Annotated in this window: 19 protein-coding genes and 3 tRNA genes; 7 read left to right on the top strand and 15 right to left on the bottom strand. The window is 52.6% G+C overall.

Annotated elements, in window-relative coordinates; translation table 11 throughout:
• Positions 1-44: 44 nt before the first annotated feature.
• The 3 genes from zipA to gltX all read left to right on the top strand — a co-directional run bounded on the left by zipA (position 45) and on the right by gltX (position 4,720).
• Positions 45-1,007 (top strand): cell division protein ZipA, encoded by a 963-nt coding sequence (gene zipA / locus BGL48_RS02090; protein WP_069361099.1) that lies wholly within the window; start codon positions 45-47, stop codon positions 1,005-1,007.
• Positions 1,008-1,118: 111 nt separating this feature from the next.
• Positions 1,119-3,128 (top strand): NAD-dependent DNA ligase LigA, encoded by a 2,010-nt coding sequence (gene ligA / locus BGL48_RS02085; RefSeq protein ID WP_069361098.1) that lies wholly within the window; start codon positions 1,119-1,121, stop codon positions 3,126-3,128.
• Positions 3,129-3,295: 167 nt separating this feature from the next.
• On the top strand, positions 3,296-4,720 hold the full coding sequence (gene gltX, locus BGL48_RS02080) for a glutamate--tRNA ligase (protein ID WP_069361097.1): 1,425 nt from the start codon (positions 3,296-3,298) through the stop codon (positions 4,718-4,720).
• A 72-nt stretch (positions 4,721-4,792) separates the two neighbouring features.
• On the opposite strand, the gene BGL48_RS02075 is transcribed toward gltX, so the two are convergent.
• Positions 4,793-6,043 carry a uracil-xanthine permease family protein gene (locus BGL48_RS02075; RefSeq protein WP_069361096.1) on the bottom strand — a complete coding sequence of 417 codons (1,251 nt, stop codon included), beginning with the start codon at positions 6,041-6,043 and terminating at the stop codon, positions 4,793-4,795.
• Positions 6,044-6,303: 260 nt separating this feature from the next.
• On the opposite strand from BGL48_RS02075, the gene BGL48_RS02070 reads away from it, so the two are divergent.
• On the top strand, positions 6,304-7,476 hold the full coding sequence (locus BGL48_RS02070) for a DUF2066 domain-containing protein (RefSeq protein ID WP_069361095.1): 1,173 nt from the start codon (positions 6,304-6,306) through the stop codon (positions 7,474-7,476).
• Positions 7,477-7,572: 96 nt separating this feature from the next.
• Here BGL48_RS02070 and BGL48_RS02065 read toward each other — a convergent pair whose 3' ends face one another.
• The 6 genes from BGL48_RS02065 to miaB form a co-directional block, all read right to left on the bottom strand.
• On the bottom strand, positions 7,573-8,151 hold the full coding sequence (locus BGL48_RS02065; protein ID WP_069361094.1) for a YSC84-related protein: 579 nt from the start codon (positions 8,149-8,151) through the stop codon (positions 7,573-7,575).
• 73 nt (positions 8,152-8,224) lie between these two features.
• Complete coding sequence (gene lnt, locus BGL48_RS02060) at positions 8,225-9,790, bottom strand: apolipoprotein N-acyltransferase (protein WP_069361093.1); 1,566 nt, start codon at positions 9,788-9,790, stop codon at positions 8,225-8,227.
• A complete protein-coding gene (gene corC / locus BGL48_RS02055; RefSeq protein ID WP_069361092.1) occupies positions 9,777-10,649 on the bottom strand; it encodes a CNNM family magnesium/cobalt transport protein CorC in 873 nt (290 codons plus the stop codon). The genes lnt and corC overlap by 14 nt, the downstream gene beginning before the upstream one ends.
• A gap of 18 nt (positions 10,650-10,667) precedes the next feature.
• Positions 10,668-11,138 (bottom strand): rRNA maturation RNase YbeY, encoded by a 471-nt coding sequence (gene ybeY, locus BGL48_RS02050; protein WP_069361091.1) that lies wholly within the window; start codon positions 11,136-11,138, stop codon positions 10,668-10,670.
• Positions 11,135-12,220 (bottom strand): PhoH family protein, encoded by a 1,086-nt coding sequence (locus BGL48_RS02045; protein WP_077485401.1) that lies wholly within the window; start codon positions 12,218-12,220, stop codon positions 11,135-11,137. The genes ybeY and BGL48_RS02045 overlap by 4 nt, the downstream gene beginning before the upstream one ends.
• A gap of 54 nt (positions 12,221-12,274) precedes the next feature.
• Positions 12,275-13,699, bottom strand: a complete 1,425-nt coding sequence (gene miaB, locus BGL48_RS02040; RefSeq protein ID WP_069361089.1) for a tRNA (N6-isopentenyl adenosine(37)-C2)-methylthiotransferase MiaB — start codon at positions 13,697-13,699, stop codon at positions 12,275-12,277.
• Positions 13,700-13,982: 283 nt separating this feature from the next.
• Here miaB and BGL48_RS02035 point away from each other — a divergent pair, with 283 nt between their 5' ends.
• Both BGL48_RS02035 and BGL48_RS02030 read left to right on the top strand, forming a co-directional pair.
• Positions 13,983-15,143 carry a 2-octaprenyl-3-methyl-6-methoxy-1,4-benzoquinol hydroxylase gene (locus tag BGL48_RS02035; protein ID WP_069361088.1) on the top strand — a complete coding sequence of 387 codons (1,161 nt, stop codon included), beginning with the start codon at positions 13,983-13,985 and terminating at the stop codon, positions 15,141-15,143.
• A gap of 27 nt (positions 15,144-15,170) precedes the next feature.
• Entirely contained in the window at positions 15,171-15,782 is a 612-nt protein-coding gene (locus BGL48_RS02030) for an HAD family hydrolase (protein ID WP_069361087.1), read from the top strand.
• A gap of 61 nt (positions 15,783-15,843) precedes the next feature.
• On the opposite strand, the gene BGL48_RS02025 is transcribed toward BGL48_RS02030, so the two are convergent.
• The 8 genes from BGL48_RS02025 to lolB form a co-directional block, all read right to left on the bottom strand.
• A tRNA-Gln gene (locus tag BGL48_RS02025) sits at positions 15,844-15,918 on the bottom strand.
• Between the two features lie 17 nt (positions 15,919-15,935).
• Positions 15,936-16,022, bottom strand: a tRNA-Leu gene (locus BGL48_RS02020).
• A 50-nt stretch (positions 16,023-16,072) separates the two neighbouring features.
• Positions 16,073-16,149: transfer RNA gene (locus BGL48_RS02015), tRNA-Met, on the bottom strand.
• A 270-nt stretch (positions 16,150-16,419) separates the two neighbouring features.
• A complete protein-coding gene (gene ychF / locus BGL48_RS02010) occupies positions 16,420-17,511 on the bottom strand; it encodes a redox-regulated ATPase YchF (RefSeq protein ID WP_069361086.1) in 1,092 nt (363 codons plus the stop codon).
• A gap of 24 nt (positions 17,512-17,535) precedes the next feature.
• Positions 17,536-18,126, bottom strand: a complete 591-nt coding sequence (gene pth / locus BGL48_RS02005; protein WP_046073696.1) for an aminoacyl-tRNA hydrolase — start codon at positions 18,124-18,126, stop codon at positions 17,536-17,538.
• Positions 18,127-18,319: 193 nt separating this feature from the next.
• Positions 18,320-19,267 carry a ribose-phosphate pyrophosphokinase gene (locus tag BGL48_RS02000; protein ID WP_046073862.1) on the bottom strand — a complete coding sequence of 316 codons (948 nt, stop codon included), beginning with the start codon at positions 19,265-19,267 and terminating at the stop codon, positions 18,320-18,322.
• A 32-nt stretch (positions 19,268-19,299) separates the two neighbouring features.
• Positions 19,300-20,157 (bottom strand): 4-(cytidine 5'-diphospho)-2-C-methyl-D-erythritol kinase, encoded by an 858-nt coding sequence (gene ispE / locus BGL48_RS01995; RefSeq protein ID WP_077607689.1) that lies wholly within the window; start codon positions 20,155-20,157, stop codon positions 19,300-19,302.
• Entirely contained in the window at positions 20,150-20,740 is a 591-nt protein-coding gene (lolB, locus tag BGL48_RS01990) for a lipoprotein insertase outer membrane protein LolB (RefSeq protein ID WP_069361084.1), read from the bottom strand. The genes ispE and lolB overlap by 8 nt, the downstream gene beginning before the upstream one ends.
• A 298-nt stretch (positions 20,741-21,038) precedes the next feature.
• Between lolB and hemA the strand changes: the two genes are divergently transcribed.
• The gene (gene hemA / locus BGL48_RS01985; protein ID WP_069361083.1) at positions 21,039-22,298 is read left to right on the top strand and encodes a glutamyl-tRNA reductase; all 1,260 of its coding nucleotides are present in this window, start codon (positions 21,039-21,041) and stop codon (positions 22,296-22,298) included.
• Positions 22,299-22,308: the final 10 nt, after the last annotated feature.

Raw genomic sequence — 22,308 nt, 5'->3', positions numbered from 1 at the left:
CATAAGCGAATCAAAACGCTGAACATAGATAGATTTGAGAATCGATGATGCAGGAATTGCGCCTTGTACTGATTGTGTTGGGGGCACTAGCAATCGCAGCTTTGCTTTTGCATGGCCTCTGGACAAACAAGAAAGAAAAGACGACCAAGTTTGGTGAAAAGCCGTTGGGAAAGCTGGATGACGACAGTGACGATCAAAAGTTTGACCAAGATGGTATTGGCGCCGTCAGAGTCGTCAGTCGCGCTAAAAGCGAAAGCGACAAACCTGTGCGCCAAGAGCCAGCGATGAACTTTGGGGAGAAACCTGACGTCGACCCCTTGTTCGCTGGGCAACCTGGCCCCCAGTCTGAACCTGAACAACCCCTGTATCCTTCAATGTCCGCCACTGACGATGAACCTTCGTTTTCAGCCGCCACCCCGCAAGCGGCAAATCACGATAATGAAGAACCAGAGATGCCGCAGGCACACGCGACCATGGCTGATGATGAGCCATTAGCGCCAGCGCAAAGCGCGCGTCAAGGTGATACAGAAACGGCTGAGCAGGGCGAGTCGCAACACAGTGATGAATCGCCACAGGCGGATGAAGCCGCGGATGAGACAGAAGTGCTGGTTTTGCATGTGCACGCGAACAATAGTGACGTATTCACTGGCCTTGAACTGATCCCGATCCTTGAGCAATACGGCCTCCGTTTTGGTGATATGGGTATTTATCATCGCCACTCTGATCTATCGGGGAGTGGAAAAGTCTTATTCAGTGTGGCCAATATGGTCAAACCCGGTACCTTCGATGTAAGCCATAGCGAAAGCTTTGAAACGCCGGGTATTAGCTTTTTCATGACCCTGCCGTGTTACGGTGAGCCAGAGCAAAACTTTAAGCTTATGCTGCAAACGGCCCAGCAAATTGCGGACGAGTTGGGCGGATTAGTGCTGGATGATTCACGCACCATGATGACCCCGTCACGATTGGATGAATATCGCGAGCGCGTCAAAGCCTTTATGGCCAAATAGCCTGCGCTAACGCGACCACGGTTTAAGCATACAGCGGGACATGGCTCCCGCTGTCTGTGATTTATCGATATACTTGCCCGCAACCGACTCCGCTCAGACGACGAATCAAACATGGCTTACAGCAAACAACAACTCGATGATTTAAAGCACCAGCTTAACTATCACGCCTACCGGTACTACGTTGAAGACAGCCCAGAGCTGCCCGATGCCGAGTACGACCGCCTGATGCAAGACTTATTGGCCATTGAGGCGGCACACCCTGAATGGATAACTAGCGACTCACCGAGTCAGCGAGTCGGTGGCGCACCGCTTAGCGCGTTTGAGACGGTCACCCACGAGTTGGCGATGTTATCTTTGGGGAATGCCTTCAGTGATGACGATCTGGCTGACTTTGAACGCCGTGTTAAAGATAGACTCGGTGATGGCGAGCCGGTCACCTACACCTGTGAGCCCAAGCTCGATGGTTTAGCGGTGAGCCTGATTTACGAAAATGGTGAGCTGGTTCAAGCTGCGACGCGGGGAGATGGCACCACCGGCGAGAACATCACCCACAACGTCAAAACCATTCGCAACGTCCCCCTTACCTTACAGAAAGGGGATTGGCCAACGCGGCTCGAAGTGCGTGGTGAGGTCTTCATGCCGAAAGCGGGCTTCGAGGCACTTAACGAGGCCGCGCTTAAAAAAGGCGATAAAACCTTTGCCAACCCGCGCAATGCGGCGGCAGGCAGCCTGCGTCAACTGGACCCCAAAATCGCCGCTAACCGACCATTGAGTTTCTATGCCTATGCGGTGGGCGTGATGTCGACTCCCTTCGGCCAAGGGCAAAGTGAGCGCTTACAGAAGCTCAAACAGTGGGGCCTAGCGCTCAGTCCAGAAGTGAAACGGGTGGAAGGCCTAGACGGCGTGAAAGCCTACTACCAAGACATTATGGCGCGCCGTGATGCACTGCCCTACGAAATAGACGGTGTCGTCATCAAAGTTGACAGCATTGCCAGCCAAGAACGGTTAGGGTTTGTGGCGCGCGCGCCTCGTTGGGCGATAGCTTACAAATTCCCGGCGCAAGAAGAAATCACCACTGTCAACGATGTGGAGTTCCAAGTGGGCCGCACTGGGGCCATTACGCCAGTTGCCAAGCTTGAGCCTGTGTTCGTGGGCGGCGTCACGGTCAGTAATGCTACCTTGCACAACGGTGATGAAATCGAACGGTTAGGCGTTCATATTGGTGACACCGTGGTGATCCGCCGTGCCGGTGATGTCATCCCTCAGGTTGTTGGCGTGGTGGAAAGCCGGCGTCCTGAGCAGGCACAACCAATAGTGTTTCCCGATGCGTGTCCGGTCTGTGATTCAGCGGTGACCCGTATCGAGGGGGAAGCGGTCGCACGCTGCACCGGCGGATTAATTTGTCTGGCACAGCGCAAAGAAGCGATTAAACACTTTGCGTCTCGTAAAGCCATGGATATTGATGGCTTGGGCGATAAAATCGTCGAGCAGTTAATCGAAAAAGAGCTAATTGAGACGCCAGCCGATCTCTTTACCTTGACCCCGGGTCGTGTGACGCAGCTCGACAGAATGGGGCCAAAATCAGCGCAAAACTTGGTTGATGCACTGGAAAAAGCCAAAGCCACGACCTTGCCACGCTTTATTTATGCCTTGGGCATTCGTGAAGTGGGCGAGGCGACCGCGCAAAATCTCGCTTTGCACTTTCATACCCTCGACGCGTTGCGCGCGGCCGATGAAGAGGCTCTCATTAACGTGCCGGACGTGGGTGCGATTGTCGCAGGCCACATCGTTCGCTTCTTTGCCGAGCCGCACAACCAGAGTGTGCTAGAAGCCCTACTGGCAACTGGGATCCACTGGCCCGAAATCAGCGCGCCGTCAGAGCCAGATGCGCAACCGTTGGCGGGTAAAACCATTGTCCTGACGGGCACCTTATCGCAAATGTCTCGCAGTGATGCCAAAGCGGCGTTACAGGCGTTGGGCGCGAAAGTGACCGGCAGTGTCTCGGCAAAAACCGACATGTTAGTGGCGGGGGAGGCCGCAGGCTCCAAACTCACCAAAGCGCAAGATCTGGGCGTCACTGTACTCGATGAAGATCAAATGATTGCCATGCTTAATCAGTAGCTTTATCCATCACGCTGTGTGCCGAGCGATTCGAGCGAATCATCGCGCACAGGTGCAATAGTTTACATGGCCATGTTCCGTGTCTGAGCATGGCCGGATTGTGGAATTTACCTGTACTGGTAAACTAACCGTTACATATTATTCTCAACACTGGGATAGGGATCCTAATGACGATTAAAACCCGCTTTGCCCCCAGCCCAACCGGCTTTTTGCATGTTGGTGGCGCGCGTACCGCACTTTACTCTTGGCTAGCAGCACGCAGCCAAGGTGGTCAATTTGTGTTGCGTATTGAAGATACAGATATCGAACGTTCAACCCAAGAAGCCATTGATGCCATTCTAGAAGGCATGAAGTGGCTGGGCCTTGATTGGGATGAAGGGCCGTACTACCAAACGAAACGCTTTGATCGCTATAACGAGCTTGTTGATCAGCTGTTGGCAGAAGACAAAGCCTACAAGTGTTATGCCCCCAAAGAGCTGCTAGAAGAAATTCGTGAAGAGCAAAAAGCGAATGGCTTGAAAGCACGCTACGATGCTAATCACCCCAAAGTGGTTGAAGCAAACAGCCAAGCCAACGCTGACGACCCACACGTCATTCGTTTCCGTAACCCCAAAGACGGCAAGGTGGTGTTTGACGATAAGATCCGCGGTCGGATTGAAATTGCGAACAGCGAGCTTGATGACTTGATCATCCGCCGTACCGACGGCAGCCCAACCTACAACTTCTGTGTGGTGGTTGATGACTGGGATATGGGGATCACCCAAGTGGTGCGTGGCGAAGACCACATTAACAACACCCCGCGTCAGATTAATATTTATGAAGCGCTGGGTGCGCCTGTCCCTGAGTTTGCCCATTGCTCGATGATCCTCGGCGACGATGGTGCCAAGCTGTCTAAGCGACATGGTGCAGTGAGCGTCATGCAATACCGCGATCAAGGTTTCTTGCCACAAGCACTGCGTAACTATTTAGTGCGTCTGGGATGGTCTCACGGCGACCAAGAAATCTTCTCGATGGAGGAGATGATTGATTTCTTCTCCCTAGAAGCGATCAGTAAGTCAGCCTCTGCCTTTAATACGGAAAAATTGCGTTGGCTGAACAACCATTACATCAAAAATGGTGATCCGGCTGAGGTCGCGTCACACTTGCAGTGGCACCTGGATCAACAGGGTATTGATGCGTCCACAGGGCCGGCTCTGACTGACGTGATCCAGCTGGTGGGTGAGCGTTGTGACACCCTAGTGGAGTTGGCCGAGCAAAGCCGTTACTTCTATCAAGATTTTGATGAGATTGAGGCAACCGCCGCCAAGAAACACCTGCGTCCAGTCGCGCTTGAGCCATTGCAAGTAGCCAAAGGCAAGATTGAAGCGTTGGATGAGTGGACAGTGGATGCCCTAAAAGCCGTGATCGCGGATACCTGTGCCGATCTCGATGTTGGTATGGGTAAAGTTGGTATGCCATTGCGTGTTGCAGTCACTGGTGGTGGTCAATCACCCTCAGTGGATGCGGTGATGCACCTGATTGGTAAAGACCGCGTATTGGCGCGTATCGAACAAGCCATCAAAGTGGTTGAAGCTCGAGCCGCACAAAGTTAAAAAAGTCGCCAAACCGCGGCACAATCAAAAAAGGGCGCTGCGGCGCCCTTTTTAAGTGTGTCATCGCCTGTCTTAATGCGACTCTTCTTCCATCTGTGCGCTATCAACGATGTGGTTCTCGCCCATTTGACGAGGCAGCACCCAGTTAAGCACGATGGCGACCAAGCCACACAAGCTGATGCCTTGTAAGCTGAAATCGCCAATGCCAAAGGCCATCCCGCCAATCCCAAAGACCAAGGTGACCCCGACAATCGCGAGGTTGCGCGAGTCGTGAAGATCTACTTGATTGCGAATCAAAGTATTCAGACCCACGGTAGCGATAGAGCCAAACAGTAGGATCATAATGCCGCCCATCACCGGCAAAGGAATGGTCAGTAGTAGGGCTCCCAGTTTACCCACAAACGCCAGCACAATGGCGGTGAACGCCGCGTAGGTCATTATTTTAGGGTTAAATGCTTTGGTGAGCATCACTGCGCCGGTGACTTCACTGTAAGTGGTATTGGGCGGAGCACCAAACATGGATGCAGCGATCGTCGCCGCGCCGTCACCTGCCATGGTGCGGTGCAAACCGGGCTTTTTCAGGTAGTCTTTACGGGTGACATTGGAAATTGCCAGCATATCGCCCACATGCTCCACCGCGGGGGCGATGGCTACGGGAATCATAAATAAAATGGCGTTGATGTTAAATTCTGGCAAGGTAAAGGCAGGCATCATCAACCAGCTGGCATTGGCTACTTGGGTAAAGTCGACAATGCCCATCACTAGGCTGGCCACATAGCCAACCGCAATACCGGCCATAATGGGGACCAATTTGAAAAAGCCCTTGGCAAAGACACTGACCGCAATGGTGGTGAGTAATGAAAGCAGGGAAATCCAGATAGCGATATCACCGGCGATGAGTTGCTCACTGCCGTCGCCACTTTTACCCAGCGCCATATTGACGGCGGTGGGCGCGAGGCCAAGTCCAATCACCATAATCACAGGGCCTACCACCACGGGAGGAAGCAATTTGTGAATAATGTCTACGCCTTTCACGCGAATAATGCCCCCCATGATGAGGTAGATAACCCCGGCGGCCATCAGTCCACCCATGGTGGCGGGAATACCGAAATTGTTCACGCCGTACAGAATGGGAGCAATAAAGGCAAAAGAAGAGGCGAGAAAAATAGGAACAGAGCGGCGGGTAATAACTTGAAAGATTAGGGTACCTATTCCGGCACCAAAAAGTGCGACGTTTGGGTCAAGCCCGGTTAAAAGCGGGACTAACACCAAGGCTCCAAATGCGACGAACAGCATTTGTGCCCCTTGTAAAACTTGCATCATGATCTCACCTCCAAAAAAAATCGCGCAATGCTAGCACAAAGCGTTTCTGTGATTCCTGTCATGTTTTTAAATGTGAGACCGATAGCAAATAAATGATGTAACGGATTTCATTGATCGAACGGAATCGTGAAATAGACCGTTTTACAGTGGCACCTATCACTATATCGCGTTTGCTCTATCTTTTTTACAAATGAGGATTGCTGAACCTAGAGCTGTCAGCTTATGATCGCTGGACTCCCATTTATCCATGTGGAAAGACTATGAATCGATTTGTGTTGGCCTTCATTGCCTGTTTATGGTTGCCTAGCGCGCTGGCAAACGACCTTTATCACGCCAGCATTCCGCTTGATAATGGCGCGCAAACCTCCCAACAAGCGGCAAAAAAACAAGGGTTAAGTGCCGTTCTGACTAAGGTGTCCGGTCAGCGGAACTTGTCTGACAACCCAGCGGTTAAACAAGCGCTGCAAGAGGTAGATAGCCTAATCACCCAGCTCGGTTATGGTGAACATGAGCAAGGGGCGGATGGCGCGACGCAGCGTACGTTAGAAGTTGGATTTGACAGCCAACAGGTGCGTGAAATATTGCGTCAAGCGGGGCTCCCTTTGTGGGGAAGTCCGCGCCCGTCGGTGCTGGTGTGGCTGGTGGATGACCGCGGCCTTGAACGGCAAATTATTTGGGAGCAAAGTGAGCGCCCAGTGATAGATGAGCTGCGCCAAGCGGCGGCATTACGTGGGTTGCCTGTACTTATTCCTGTGGGCGATTTTGATGACCTGATGGCGATTTCGAGCAGTGATTTGTGGGGCGGGTTTATTCAGCCCGTTGAACAGGCCAGTGAGCGTTACCAACCAGACGGTATCGTGATTGCCAAACTGACCGACCAGGGGATTCGCTGGCAGCTTTTTCCTGAAGCAAACCAAATGCAAACTAATCAAACCCGCGGTCAGGCGCGTAACGCAACCGCAATGATTCATTCACTGGCCGACTATTACGCGCAGCAAACCGGCGTCATCCTGGATCAAGACGAAGACAGTGCGTCTGTGGTTATTGCGGTTGGCGGTATAGAGAGCGGCGATGATTATGTCGCACTCGAGAAAACACTGGCAAACTTGAATGCGGTACAAAGTGTACATTTACGCAAGCTTAATGATGACACCCTAGTATTCGATGCGCAGTTGGCCGCGTCACAGCAAGCTCTGATTAAAGAGCTAACCGCCAACCGAGAAGTGCGGTTGATGACCATGCAGGAGCAAGAGGCTTATACGGCAAGCACATCGCCAACCGCCAGCGAGTCGGCAAATACCGCGCAGCCGCCTGTTGAGCTGGAACAAGGTGATCAGGCGGTCGAACAGGGGGAGAGCGATAGCACACAAACGCTTGTTCCCGAGCCACAACCGTCGGCGGAAAAGCGTCTGTGGTTTGTTTGGCAGCCGTAACGATGTACTGGCAACGCCAAGCTAAAAAGGCTAGCCAACACGGCTAGCCTTTTTGATGCGCAGATAAGGCGTTTTACGCTCTGTACGCGTCAGTGACTACCAGTTAGTAGGAGTAAATTGTTGACCGGCGAGGGCGGCTTCTACCATCAGTCCTCCCTTTGCATGGGTAAAGACAGTCAGCCCATTGACGTAATAGGCTTTCGACTGACGGTTACTGGCGGAGGCTGAGGTGCCAGAGGTACCGGTTTGCGCCGATGCCCCCTCGGTCAATGCGGTGGCAGACGCTTGCGCGCCAAGCTCCACTTGACCTTGCATAAAGCGGTCATACGCTGGTTTGTCTTTAAAGAAAACAATTTCACTGAATGCTTGGCCACCAAAGGTCAGCCCGACCGATACCTGTTTGAGCGCCGCGGCACTGACCGGCGCATCTTGACGATAAACGACGCCCTTACCATAGGCACCACCTACCCAAAAACCCCCTTTGCCGACAGAAGGAAAGACGGCATAGCCGTAGGCGTTATCAAAAAAAGGTTGGGTTTGTGGGTACTGCTTAAATTGTTCGCGTGCGAGGTTGGCTTGACGCACCTGGTCTTGCTGCGAGCTGGTCGCGCAACCGGTCAATGCCGTCAGTGCGACAATGACCAATGCAAACCAGCGATGAGAACGACGTAACATGGTTATCTCCTTATGGCGTTAATCTAAATGACCAAAAGCACAATCAGGTTACGTCAGTCTCTTGCTGGCAATGTCAGAGGTTTGTTGAGATTTTACTTGGTTTACGGGTATCGCGACGCCAAACCATTACGCCCAAACAGCCACTGATCATGACCCAAAGCCACAGCGGCGTATTGCCCCATTGGCGGTAAGGCGTGATGCCTTCCGTCCCGGTTATCTGCGTGGTCAGCACCTGGGTTTCAAACTGAGGCAGCGTCGCTTCAAGCTTGCCGTGCTCATCCACCAAGGCCGTGACACCGTTGTTGGTGGCCCGTATTACTGGTAGGCCAAATTCAAGTGCGCGCATTCGAGCAATTTCAAGGTGTTGCCAAGGGCCAATTGAGCGACCAAACCACGCATCATTCGATAGCGTAATAATTGCGTCGCTGTCCGCGTTCAAGTTGTCGCGGATTTGCGCGGGAAAGGCTATTTCATAGCAAAGCGCGGTAATGTAGTCCCAGCCGTTGGCGGGCAGGGCGGGCTGAACCGGCTCACCTGGTGAAAATGATGACATTGGCAGGTTAAACAGCGGCGCGAGCGGGCGTAATAGCCCCTCAAAGGGCACAAACTCGCCAAACGGTAGCAAGTGATGCTTGCTGTATTGGGTGGGGGCCGGATAGCGATACGCTGGCGTCCCTGCGCCCAGTGCCAGTACATTGTTAAAGTACGCGCCCTGCTCATTTTGGTCGAGCGCGCCAGTGATCACCGTGGTTTGATTATGCTTGGCGGCTTGATCAAGCTGGGAGAAAAAACGGGGCAGTTCGCGCTCTAGAGCGGGAACGGCGGCCTCTGGCCAAATAATGACATCACTGTCCCAATGCTGGCGGGTTAAATCCAAGTACTTCATTAGCGTCGGCCAGCGCTGATCGGGGCGCCATTTCAGCGCTTGCGGCACATTGCCTTGAATTAACGAAATTTGCTGTTGTTGGTCGGTTTTTGTTACCCAGTTAATGCTGCCGAGGCCATAGCTGACCGCGACCAGCCCTAACCCCGCGGCGACCGCACCATAACGTGCTTGTCCTTGCCAATGACCCCAGCGAGGCGTGATGAGTGCGAGCAGGCCAGCCAGTATAGCCAAGACAAGCGTGATCCCCTGTACCCCGAGCACAGGAGCAATGCCAGCCAGTGGGCTGTCGATTTGGCTGTAGCCAGGCCATAACCAAGGAAAGCCGGTAAACACCCAGCCTCGAAGCCAATCAATCACCAGCCATAAGGCGGGGGCGAGGATTAACCACTTGATACCGGGCTGACGAATGGACAGCTTGTTGACCAATGCGCTAAATAACGCCGGGTAGAGGGAGAGATAAGCAATCAGCAGTGCCATCAACGACAAGCCGGCGATGGCAGGCATGCCACCAAAATGATCGATGCTGACGTAAACCCAGCTAACGCCGGTGGTAAATTGGCCCAGTCCCCAGCAAAACCCCAACCACGCACTGCGCTTGGGCGAGGCGTTTTGTAGCAGAGTGAATAAGCCCCACAAGGCAACCAGCATCAATGGCCAGTACGAGAAGGGAGAAAAGGCGAGGGTGGCGGAGGCACCAAAAGCGGCAGCCAGTAATGACTGCCCGCTTTGGTATAAACGGTTAGGCGTTTTCACTGTTAACTTCGCTACTGTCTGGGATAGTGACTTGTAGCTGAATGATACGACGACTATCGGCGGCCGTCACTTTAAAGTGATAATCACCAATGTCGACTTCTTCACCGCGATCAGGGAGATGGCCAAAGCTGGTCATCACCAGACCACCGATGGTGTCTACCACATCGTCTTGGAATTGAGCACCGAAATGCTCATTAAAGTCTTCCAGGGTCGTCAGGGCTTTGACCGAGAATGTATGACGGCTGAGCTGGCGAATTTCCTGCTCGTCTTCGTCGTCGTACTCGTCTTCGATCTCACCGACGATCTCTTCGAGAATGTCTTCAATGGTCACAACCCCTGACACGCCCCCAAACTCGTCAATGACAATCGCCATGTGATAGCGCTCTTCTTGGAACTCTTTGAGCAAACGATCCACGCGTTTACTCTCAGGTACCACCACCACGGGGCGTAACACTTTTTCGATGTCAAAGTCTTCGGCATCTGGGCGCAGGTAGCGCAACAAATCTTTCGCAAGCAAAATGCCTTCAACATGGTCTTTGTCATCGCTGATCACAGGATAACGAGAGTGTTGGGCATCAATAATAATATTAATGATCGCTTCCAATGACTGCGATCGTTCAACGATTACCATCTGCGAACGGGGTATCATGATATCTCTCACACGCATGTCAGAGATTTGCATTACACCTTCCAGCATGTCCCGAGTGTCATGATCGATCAGGGCGTTTTGCTCTGAGTCTCGAAACAAGTCCACCAGTTCTTGTCTGTCTTTTGGGTCAGCTTGGAAAAACTGACCCAGCCGCTCGAAGAAGGTCTTCCTACTCGGACCGTCTGAGTTTTGCGAATTATCGTCGTTCATTCAATTTCATTCAGTTGGTTAACGCTCGATGAAGTCGTTAGCATAAGGGTCACTGACCCCCATAGCGGCGAGAAGCTCTCGCTCCAGCGCCTCCATTTGCTCGGCTTCATCATCCTCAATATGGTCGTAACCCAGTAGGTGTAAGCTACCATGGACAACCATATGTGCCCAATGATCCATCAGTGCTTTGCCTTGTTGTTGTGCTTCTTGTTCAACAACTTGGCGACACACGACCAAATCACCGAGTAAATCAATCTCCACCCCAGGGGGGGCATCAAACGGAAAAGATAACACATTTGTGGGTTTATCTTTGCCGCGATAATCGCGATTAAGGCTTTGGCTCTCGCCCTCATCGACGATGCGTATCGTCACTTCTGCTTGGGGCCGAGCGGTGCGCACGGCCTGTTCAAACCAAGCTTGGAGCTGATCGTCACTGGGCAAGCCTTGTTCGTTCTCACAGGCAATTTGCACATCGACATAGTAGCTCATGACGGATCCTGTGAGTCAGTGGTGGCAGGCTGCGCAGCCACTTGCTGGGCTTCACGCGCTTCTCGACGACGTGCCTCGGCTTCTTTTCGCGCTTTGGCGTCTTCCGCTTCCCACTTATCGTAGGCTTGAACAATGCGGGTGACCACATGGTGGCGGACGACATCATCTGCTTGGAAAAAGTGGAAGCTAATTTCGTTCACGTCCGCGAGTACCTCAATCGCATGGCGCAGGCCTGAGCGCGCATTGCGCGGTAAGTCGACCTGAGTCACGTCACCGGTGATCACGGCCCGTGAATTAAAGCCAATCCGCGTCAAGAACATCTTCATCTGCTCGACTGTAGTGTTCTGGCTCTCATCCAAGATAATAAAGGCATCGTTCAAGGTTCGGCCACGCATATAAGCAAGAGGTGCCACCTCGATCACGTTACGATCGATCAATTTCTCCACCCGTTCAAAGCCGAGCATTTCAAAGAGCGCATCGTAAAGGGGACGCAAGTAGGGGTCGACCTTTTGGCTTAAGTCACCGGGCAAAAAGCCCAGCTTTTCACCGGCTTCAACCGCAGGACGCGTCAGGAGGATACGACGGATCTCTTGACGCTCAAGCGCATCCACCGCCGCCGCAACAGCAAGGTAGGTTTTACCCGTCCCCGCAGGGCCGATACCAAAGGTGATATCATGATTGACCATGTTGGCGATGTACTGCGCTTGGTTGGGCGTACGCGGTTTGATCACCCCTTTTTTGGTCTTGATGTTGATTTCTTTACCGTAAGGAATGCTCGACTCGGTGTTTTGCTCCAACACGCCCGACTCTTTGATCGCCAAATGAATCGCTTCGGGCTCAATGTCTGGAGAGCTACCACGCACAGGGGCAGTGTCGACGTATAAGCGCTTTAAAATATCGACCGCGGCATTGGCTGTATGGGGTTTGCCCATCACAGTAAATGCATTATGGCGGTGGCTAATTTCCACACCCAAGCGGCGCTCAAGCTGTTTGATATTATCGTCAAACGGGCCACATAAGTTGGCAAGACGGGTGTTGTCGGCAGGTTCTAGGTTCAGGTCAAGAGAGATGATTTTAGACAAGATTATCCTCGCTTTCGGCGCCGGTTACCCGGCGCCGTTGAATTGATGAACGCGTTATGGCGTGAAAACACCAACACCAAGCTCGTTTTCGTTGCGCGTCTTCGCCATGATTTCGGTTGGCGAGACGGCGACACGCAAGTCCATATCTTTTTCGGTACGAACCAGCTCGCCGCGCAGCGAGTTTGGCATCACTTCAGTTATTTTGACGTCAACAAATTGGCCAATCAAATCGACAGAGCCTTCAAAGTTGACTACTCGGTTGTTCTCGGTACGACCACGCAACTCCATCAGATTTTTGCGTGATGGGCCTTCAACCAAGATACGTTGTTCGGTATCCAGCATCATGCGCGAATAGCGCATAGCCTGGCTGTTCACTTGTTGTTGCAAGCGGTATAAACGCTCTTTTTTCACTTGCTCCGGGGTATCGTCTGGCATATCGGCAGCCGGCGTGCCTGGACGAGACGAGTAAACAAAGCTAAAGCTCATATCGAAATCGACATCTTTAATCAATTTCATGGTCGCTTCAAAATCTTGCTCGGTTTCCCCCGGGAAGCCCACGATAAAGTCAGAGCTGATGGTGATATCCGGACGCACCTGACGCAACTTACGGATTTTTGATTTGTACTCAATCGCCGTGTGCGGGCGTTTCATCATGGTCAAAATCCGATCTGAGCCGCTTTGTACCGGCAGGTGCAAGAAACTTGCAACCTCAGGGGTATCACGATACACCTCAATGATATCATCGGTAAATTCAACCGGATGGCTGGTGGTGTAACGGATACGGTCAATACCATCAATCGCCGCGACATAACGCAGCAACTCTGCAAACGTGCATACATCACCGTCATGGGTGTCGCCACGGTAGGCGTTCACGTTTTGTCCCAACAGGTTCACTTCACGCACACCTTGTTCAGCCAGCTGTGCAATTTCGAACAATACGTCATCCAGCGGGCGGCTGACTTCTTCGCCACGGGTGTAAGGCACCACGCAGAACGTACAGTATTTGGAACAGCCTTCCATGATCGAGACAAAGGCGGTCGGCCCTTCTGCACGAGGCTCAGGCAGACGATCGAATTTTTCGATCTCTGGGAAGGTAATGTCCATCACTGGCGCATGATCCGAGCGTGACTGCTTGATCATCTCTGGCAGGCGGTGCAAGGTCTGCGGGCCAAAAATCACATCCACATAAGGCGCACGCTCACGAATATGGTCGCCTTCTTGAGTTGCCACACAGCCACCGACACCGATCACCAGCTCTGGGTTTTTGTCTTTGAGGGTTTTCCAACGCCCGAGTTGATGGAATACCTTTTCTTGTGCCTTTTCTCGAATCGAGCAAGTATTGAGAAGGAGAACGTCTGCGTCTTCTGGTTGTTCGGTCAGCTCATAGCCACCGGCAGAATTGAGCAGATCTGCCATTTTGGATGAGTCATACTCATTCATTTGGCAACCCCAGGTTTTGATCAGCAGTTTCTTAGCCATGTAACTTCACGCTCATTGTTAATCTTATGGACGACATTACCCTTTCAAGCTGTATGGTTTTTAATCAGTCAATCAGCTTGGCAAGCCGCGTATTGTACTGCTTTCCAATATCGCTGACCAGATCACAGGTTCGGAGAAATCACGTCGATCCGGCTAAACGTTTGAGCGGACGCGACAAAGGCCCGCTCGGAAAAGCGAATTTGCCCTCACTTTGATCGGATTGATATCGAATTCTCGTTTACCTTCAGTAGAATGCTTGCATCAACGGCACAAAGAGACGGTCATGAATCAATTTGAAGTTATTATAGTCGGCGGTGGCATGGTTGGCGCAGCGGCGGCACTTGGGCTTGCTCGCCAAGGTCGCCAGGTGGCGTTAATTGAGCGCCAGCCCCCTGAGCCTTTTGAACCTTCACAACCGATGGATTTGCGCGTTTCGGCGATTTCTCAGGCATCGGTGAGCTTGCTCAAGGATCTCGGTGCGTGGGCCAGTGTTGAAGCCATGCGTGTTTGCCCGTATCGCCGCCTAGAAACCTGGGAAGCGGAAGACAGCCGTGTGTGTTTCAGTGCTGACCAACTCGACTTGCCACAATTAGGATATATGGTCGAGAACCGCTTGATTCAACTTGGTCTGTGGCAACAGTTTGCTCGTTTTGACAATTTGCACCTCGTCTCACCGGCCTCGATCACGGGTATGACGCAGGCGGGCGAGCTGCATCAAGTCCAATTAGACAGTGGTGACACCCTGAGTGCCCCTTGGCTTATCGGCGCGGATGGTGCCCATTCCAAAGTGCGAGACTACGCGCAAATCGGCCTCACTAGCTGGGATTATCGTCAGCATTGCATGCTCATCCATGTCGAAACCGCTGCGCCCCAACAAGACATTACCTGGCAGCAGTTTTTCCCCTCCGGACCACGCTCGCTGTTGCCGCTTTGTGGCCACAATGCCTCGCTAGTGTGGTATGACAGCCCAGCGAGAATTCAACAGTTGTGTCAGCTCAATGCCGAACAGCTCAAAGCTGAGATCGTGAGCCATTTCCCACCACAAGTGGGCGACGTCACCCCCATCAACTGGGGCGCGTTTCCACTGACACGCCGTCATGCTCAGCAGTACCATCGTAATGGGGTCGTAGTGATTGGTGATGCCGCCCACACCATTAACCCGCTGGCAGGGCAAGGGGTGAACTTAGGCTTTAAAGACGTCGCTGCACTGCTGGATGCCTGTGCCGATGCGGGCGCACAATGGCAAGCGGAGTCAACGTTAAAGGCATACGAAAAGGCACGCCGTACGGATAACATGATGATGCAAACCGGGATGGATGTGTTTTATGCCGTGTTCAGTAACCAAGTGACGCCTTTAAAACTGGCACGTAATGCAGTGTTTAAACTGGCTGAACACAGTGGCCCGGTGAAAAAGCAGGTGTTGAAATATGCACTTGGGCTATAGTCTTGGTGACAATAACAAGGACGTGATATGGCTAACTACCAGAACATTATTTTTGATATTGGCAATGTGATCGTGCGTTGGTCACCAGAAGAAATTATCCGCTTAACCTTAGGGGACGCGGCGGATGCCCACGCGCATGCCAATCAAATCTTTCAGAGCGATACCTGGCAAGCGCTGAACCGTGGCAGGCTCACCGAGGCGCAAGCCAAGCAGCGTTTTGCCGATGACACGGCGCTAAGCCCCGCGCAGCTTGAGGCGCTGTTTTATTACATCAAACAGACTCAGATTTGTCTTTACGGCAGTGTTGATTTGCTTCGCTCGGCCAAAGAGGCCGGATACGGGGTTTATGCGTTAACCGATAATGTGCGCGAAATCGTGGCGTTCTTAAAACAGCGCTATACGTTTTGGTCACTGTTTGATGGTGCGATTGTGTCAGCGGAAGTGGGCTGTTTGAAACCCGAGCCCGCCATCTATCAACGCTTGTTGGATGATTACCATCTCGACCCAGCTTCTTGCGTGTTTTTGGATGACAAAGTCGCGAACGTCGAAGGCGCGAAAGCGCTAGGCATGGCGGGCATCCCTTTTACCGATGCACAGCAAGGTCGCGCAGAACTCGCCAAGCTGGGGATTGTGGTTTAACCGATGCGGTAAACATGAACGCCCAAACGCAAAAAGCCCACAAGGTGTGGGCTTTTTAATATGGCTGGGGTACCAGGATTCGAACCTGGGAATGACGAGATCAAAACCCGTTGCCTTACCGCTTGGCGATACCCCAGTAGGCGTTGCCTAACTTGGTGCGGAGAGAGGGACTTGAACCCTCACGTCCTTTCGGACACTAGCACCTGAAGCTAGCGCGTCTACCAATTCCGCCACCTCCGCAAAAGGTGGGTAACTCGGCAATAAAAACGCTGCCAAATTACAAAAATAAATGGTGGCTACGACGGGATTCGAACCTGTGACCCCATCATTATGAGTGATGTGCTCTAACCAACTGAGCTACGTAGCCACGCTGTAAGGCGAAAGCCTTAAGACGGAACGGATTATGCGGATCGAGAGCTAGAGCGTCAAGTATGGCTGGCCATTTTTTTATGATTTTCATCTCGTTGGCTGCATTATTCACCAGTTTGTGCGGTTTTTGTCAACAATATGCGTCCAAGACTAACGCTTAGCCTGAGGTTAGCGCGATTCAAATAAAAAAAAGCCAGCCCGCAGGCTGGCTCAAAATCAATAGGGTGGGGTCTCGACAACACACCCAGAGGGGCTTAACGCTTGCGCGTTAAACGTTGAAACGGAAGTGAATGACATCGCCGTCTTTAACAATGTACTCTTTGCCTTCCAGGCGCCACTTACCGGCATCTTTGGCACCGCTTTCGCCATTGTTAGCAATGTAATCATCATAGCCAACCACTTCGGCGCGGATAAAGCCTTTTTCAAAGTCGGTGTGGATTTTACCTGCCGCCTGTGGCGCGGTAGAGCCGATCGGCACCGTCCAAGCACGCACTTCTTTCACCCCTGCGGTGAAATAGGTATGCAAGGTAAGCAGCTCGTAACCGGCGCGAATAACGCGGTTTAGGCCCGGCTCTTCTAGACCCATTTCATCTAAGAACGCGGCCGCTTCTTCGGCGTCCAGCTCGGCAATTTCGCCTTCAATTTCCGCACACACAGCCACCACGGTCGCGCCTTCTTTAGCGGCGATGTCGCGGACTTGGTCCAAGTACGGGTTGTTTTCAAAGCCATCGTCGTTGACGTTGGCAATGTACATGGTGGGCTTGAGCGTCAAGAAGTTGAGGTATTGCACCGCCGCTTCTTCTTCTTTGCTCAACTCGACCGAGCGCAACATGTTGCCTTCTTCTAGTACAGGCAGCAGTTTTTCCAATACCGTCAGCTCAAACTTGGCGTCTTTGTCGCCGCCTTTGGCTTTTTTGGCGTTGCGCTGCATCGCGCGCTCACAGCTTTCCAAATCGGCGAGCGCCAGTTCGGTGTTAATCACGGCAATGTCATCAGCAGGATCGACTTTGCCCGACACATGGACAATATTGTCATTTTCAAAACAGCGCACCACATGGCCAATGGCGTCGGTTTCACGAATGTTGGCCAGGAATTTGTTACCCAGGCCTTCACCGCGTGACGCACCTGCGACCAAACCGGCGATATCGACAAACTCCATGGTGGTCGGTAGCACTTTTTGTGGGTTCACAATCTTGGCTAACGCATCCAAGCGTAGGTCAGGCACAGGCACCACGCCCGTGTTTGGCTCGATGGTACAAAATGGAAAGTTAGCGGCGTCAATGCCCGCTTTGGTCAGTGCGTTAAATAGTGTGGATTTACCTACGTTTGGTAGGCCCACGATGCCACATTTAAAACCCATGAGATGGTAACCCTTTAATCAAAATTACTGTGCTTTGAAGGTATGTAAACGATTTTGCGCTTTAGCAAGATCGTCTTTGAGCAGTATTTCAAGGCTGCGAACCGCCTCATCAGTGGCCTGTTCTAACAGACTCTGCTCATTGGCGGGGGCTTTGGTAAGCACATATCCCGCCACCTTATCCTTGTGACCCGGATGGCCAACACCAATCCGAAGTCGATAAAATGATTTATCATTTGCCAGTTTGCTGATGATGTCACGCAGGCCATTATGGCCACCGTGCCCACCACCTTGTTTAAACTTGGCCACACCGGGTGGTAAGTCTAGTTCGTCATGCGCCACCATGATGGCGTCGACGGGAATATTGTAAAAGTTCGCCAGTGCTTGCACGGCCTTCCCGGACAAATTCATGTACGTGGTTGGGATCAACAAACGCAGATCTTGCCCGTGGACATTGATACGGCCCGTCAAACCAAAGAATTTTTTTTCTTCTTTTAACGGTGCATTGTGGATCCGCGCAAGCTCTTGCACGACCCAAGCGCCCGCGTTGTGGCGTGTTTGGGCATATTCTGGCCCTGGATTGGCCAATCCAACTAGTAAGCGGATCTGATTACTCACAACGTTTCTCGCTATCTGTCTACTCATCGTAGCCGGTGAGCATCGCGCCCACGCAAAAAGGCGACATATCCTACCATTGTTGTGACTAAAGGGTCGAGCCAGCACCGGTAAATGGCCGATAAAAAAACACCCTGCACAAAGGCAGGGCGCTTAGGCGCGGTTGCTGTGGCTAACTCAATGCCTGGCGGCTAACTTACGAGTTAAACATCGCAGAGATAGACTCTTCGTTGCTGATACGGCGAATCGCTTCGGCCAGCATGCCAGAGAGCGTTAATTGCGATACGCGGCCAGTGGCCTGGATCTCGGCGCTCAGTGGGGTAGAGTCCGTCACCACGATTTCATCAATCACAGACTCAGCGATATTCTTCGGAGCATCGCCAGAGAAAACGGGGTGAGTCGCGTAAGCGAAGACGCGCTTAGCGCCGCGGTTTTTCAACGCTTCGGCCGCTTTACACAGGGTGCCACCGGTATCAATCATGTCATCAACGATGATGCAGTCACGCCCTTCAACATCGCCAATCAAGTGCATAACCTGTGAGACGTTGGCACGTGGACGGCGCTTATCGATAATCGCGATGTCAGTGTCATCCAGCAGCTTCGCAGTGGCACGCGCGCGGACCACGCCGCCAATGTCAGGAGACACAACCACAGGGTCTTCCAGGTTCTTCGCCAGCATGTCTTCAAGCAGAACAGGGGTACCAAAGATGTTATCGACCGGCACGTCGAAGAAGCCTTGGATTTGTTCAGCGTGGAGATCAACGGTCAGGACGCGGTCAACACCCACGTTAGAAAGGAAATCTGCAATGACTTTTGCGGTGATAGGAACACGAGAGGAGCGGACGCGGCGATCTTGACGAGCATAACCAAAGTAGGGGATAACAGCGGTTATGCGGCCAGCCGATGCACGTCGAAACGCGTCTATCATGACGACCAGTTCCATTAAGTTGTCATTGGTCGGGGCGCAGGTGGACTGGAGGACGAACACGTCACTACCGCGCACATTCTCGTTAATCTGAACGCACACTTCACCGTCAGAAAAACGGCCTACAGTGGCGTCACCCAGTGACATGTAAAGACGGTTTGCGATACGTTGGGCGAGAACGGGTGTCGCGTTACCAGCGAACAGCTTCATATCAGGCACGGTGGAAACCTCGGGTTGCATCCATTTAGTAGTCACTGACCGACGGTTTGTTGCTGCAGCGCATCAAGTAGGGGTGAACGATTCAACCCACGTGCAACAAACCCTGTCAGCCAGTTAGGCATAGTGTCGAGTGTGGCCTGGGCATCTTGTGCAGTGTCAAACTCGGCAAACACGCACGCGCCTGTCCCAGTCATCCTAGACGGCGCGTATTCTAGCAGCCACGAAACAGCCTTATCAACCTCGGGGAATTGTTTACGGGCTATCTTTTCGCAATCGTTTTCGTATTTTTGTGCCATAAGCGCAGAAACTGTGCGCTTTGGCGTGTTTCGTTGCAACTGAGGGTGAGTGAAAATGGCAGCGGTGGAAATAGACACGTCAGGCTTCACCACCAAGTAGTATTTCTCGCGTGGCGCAACGGGCGTAAAGACTTCTCCAATGCCTTCTGCGACTGCCGCCTGCCCATAAATGAAAATCGGCACATCGGCACCTAGCGTCAGGCCGAGTTGCGCCAGCGTTTGTTGGCTTACTTGGGTTTGCCACAAATGATTGAGTGCAACCAGCGTGGTGGCCGCATCGGATGACCCACCGCCCAGACCGCCGCCCATGGGGAGACGTTTTTCCACATCGATGTGCGCGCCTTGTTGGCATCCTGTATGCTGCTGCAACGCTTTTGCGGCTTTGACAATCAAGTTGTCATTTTCACTCACCCCCTCTATCACGGGGCTGAGGCTGATCTTACCACTCGCGTTCGGCGTAATAGCCAATGTGTCGCCATGGTCGAGAAACTGAAACAGGGTTTGCAGCTCATGATAGCCATTGTCGCGACGGCCGGTGATGTAGAGAAATAAGTTAAGTTTGGCAGGCGCGGGCCAAAAGGTGGGTTCAGTCATTATCGAGCGTCCAATCAGAAATCATCAATTTAACGGTTTGCTGGTCTCGGGTCAGGGTAATACGTGTGGGGAGCGCAGGCTGCGTGTCAGCGCTGTAGTCTTGATAGTCAATGTCCCAGCCTTGCGCCCCGTTGAGGGTCGCAACACGGTTATCTGGCCCTAGCGAAAAACTATCTTGTGCGCGTGGTAGTCCAATGAGCCAAGGGGCAAGCGCGTCGACAGGTAAGTGTGCACCAGTCAAATAGGCGACCAAACGGGCCGGGTCGGTATCTTGATAGCGCTCACCTTGGTCATCAATTAAGACCGCACCTTGTTCATTCATGGTTAACGACAGCAAGGTGGTGCCGAGAAAGTTGGTGAGCCGCAGTTGAGATTGGGCGGGCGAATACCGCCAGTACAAATTGGCAGAAAAACGCGTGCTCGGGGCAATAAACGCGACCTTACCCCGTGCGGTGTAGCTATCCACCGATGCCAAGGCGTCGCGATGACTCTGCCACTCAGTCGTGGGGGCTGGGGCAGTGGCACACCCCGCAAGTAGCATTAAAAACAGTGCCAAGACGCTCACGCGTATAGAGGAGAACATCAAACCGAGTATCCTTTTTGTTTTCGTCAACCGACCGCTTGTTGTCGTTCGCCGACTCCAATCGCTGTGTAACGCTACTTTGCCACAAGCGCCGGACGGAGAGAAGCCAGTCAAGCGCTTGGTTGTGTGGAGGAAATAAAGGCATGTTAGCTGTTGTATACCTTTACATCGATTTCGCGAGGCTTCACATTTCCGTGCCACGAGAATGCTGCGATACAATGTTCGCTTTAATTCGCGGGGGGCATCAAGTAAAATCCTCCGCTCCAATCCTTACTGGTGCTGTCGGTAACAACGCTTCATGAGCCTGTTAGTTCTCGGAATTAATCACAAAACGGCCCCCGTCGAGCTGCGGGAAAAGGTCGCCTTTTCGCCGCAACAACTTGAGCAGGCGTTAGGGCAGCTTTCCGAGCATCCACAGGTGCGCAGTTGCGTGATCGTTTCAACCTGCAACCGCACTGAGATTTATGCGGAGCTAAATCAGCCGGGTGTTGGGGTATTGGTGGAATGGCTAACGCGTTTTCATCAGCTCAGTAGCGATAGCCTGATGGCCAGCATTTATTACCATGAAGAGCAATCTGCGGTGAAGCACCTGATGCGGGTCGCGTGCGGGTTAGACTCCTTGGTGTTAGGCGAGCCGCAAATATTGGGGCAGGTCAAGCAAGCGTACGCCAGTGCCGGGAAAGCGGGAATGATTTCTGGCTCATTGGAGAAATTGTTTCATAAAACCTTTGCGGTGGCGAAGCGGATCCGCACCGAGACCGAGATTGGCGGCAATGCGGTATCAGTGGCTTTTGCCGCTTGCACATTGGCGCGCCAAATTTTTGAGTCGTTATCGGACGTGACAACCTTGCTAGTGGGTGCCGGCGAGACCATTGAGCTGGTGGCCAGGCATTTAAAAGAGCATCAATGCAGTCAAATTATATTTGCTAACCGCACACAATCACGCGCGCAGGCACTTGCCGAACAATTTGACGCCAAGGTGTCGGGGCTTGAGGCGCTTCCAGAGCAACTCTGCCAGGCCGACATCGTGATTAGCTCGACCGCCGCGCCCATGCCATTGATTGAAAAGGCGATGGTCGAAAAAGCCTTGAAACAGCGGCGTCATCAACCCATGTTGCTGATTGATATTGCTGTCCCGCGTGACATTGATGAAAACGTGGGCAGTCTCGCGGATGCGTACCTATACAGCGTGGATGACTTACAGTCGATTGTGGAGCACAACCGCGAGCAGCGAAAGTTAGCGGCGATTCAAGCCGAAGCGATTGTGACCGAAGAAAGTGCTGATTTTATGCGCTGGCTGCGCTCACGCGAAGCGGTAGACAGTATCAAGCAGTACCGCACACAGTCTGAACACATTAAACAGGCGGAATTGGAGCAAAGTATTCAGGCTCTAGCCAATGGTGCTGACGCAGAAAGCGTATTACGCCAGCTGAGTAACCGCCTGACCAATAAACTGATCCACCCCCCCACGCAGGCGATGCAGCAAGCTGCACAAAATGGTGAGCCGGATAAACTGGCGGTGATGCGTGTTTGTTTGGGGCTGGACAGTGACAACTAACGAAGAGATA

The sequence above is a fragment of the Salinivibrio sp. SS3 genome (genome assembly GCF_001722105.1).
GTDB classification, from domain to species: domain Bacteria; phylum Pseudomonadota; class Gammaproteobacteria; order Enterobacterales; family Vibrionaceae; genus Salinivibrio; species Salinivibrio kushneri.
The sequence above is the reverse complement of the archived record's forward strand: the minus strand, read 5'-3'. Positions and strand labels throughout refer to the sequence as shown.

Coding starts and splice junctions, on each gene's coding strand:
- ybeY (WP_069361091.1), bottom strand. CDS start 11,138: ATGAGCTACTATGTCGATGTGCAAATTGCCTGTGAGAACGAACAAGGC.
- corC (WP_069361092.1), bottom strand. CDS start 10,649: ATGAACGACGATAATTCGCAAAACTCAGACGGTCCGAGTAGGAAGACC.
- ligA (WP_069361098.1), top strand. CDS start 1,119: ATGGCTTACAGCAAACAACAACTCGATGATTTAAAGCACCAGCTTAAC.
- BGL48_RS02075 (WP_069361096.1), bottom strand. CDS start 6,043: ATGATGCAAGTTTTACAAGGGGCACAAATGCTGTTCGTCGCATTTGGA.
- hemA (WP_069361083.1), top strand. CDS start 21,039: ATGAGCCTGTTAGTTCTCGGAATTAATCACAAAACGGCCCCCGTCGAG.
- BGL48_RS02035 (WP_069361088.1), top strand. CDS start 13,983: ATGAATCAATTTGAAGTTATTATAGTCGGCGGTGGCATGGTTGGCGCA.
- miaB (WP_069361089.1), bottom strand. CDS start 13,699: ATGGCTAAGAAACTGCTGATCAAAACCTGGGGTTGCCAAATGAATGAG.
- BGL48_RS02070 (WP_069361095.1), top strand. CDS start 6,304: ATGAATCGATTTGTGTTGGCCTTCATTGCCTGTTTATGGTTGCCTAGC.
- BGL48_RS02065 (WP_069361094.1), bottom strand. CDS start 8,151: ATGTTACGTCGTTCTCATCGCTGGTTTGCATTGGTCATTGTCGCACTG.
- BGL48_RS02030 (WP_069361087.1), top strand. CDS start 15,171: ATGGCTAACTACCAGAACATTATTTTTGATATTGGCAATGTGATCGTG.
- zipA (WP_069361099.1), top strand. CDS start 45: ATGATGCAGGAATTGCGCCTTGTACTGATTGTGTTGGGGGCACTAGCA.
- ispE (WP_077607689.1), bottom strand. CDS start 20,157: ATGACTGAACCCACCTTTTGGCCCGCGCCTGCCAAACTTAACTTATTT.
- ychF (WP_069361086.1), bottom strand. CDS start 17,511: ATGGGTTTTAAATGTGGCATCGTGGGCCTACCAAACGTAGGTAAATCC.
- gltX (WP_069361097.1), top strand. CDS start 3,296: ATGACGATTAAAACCCGCTTTGCCCCCAGCCCAACCGGCTTTTTGCAT.
- lolB (WP_069361084.1), bottom strand. CDS start 20,740: ATGTTCTCCTCTATACGCGTGAGCGTCTTGGCACTGTTTTTAATGCTA.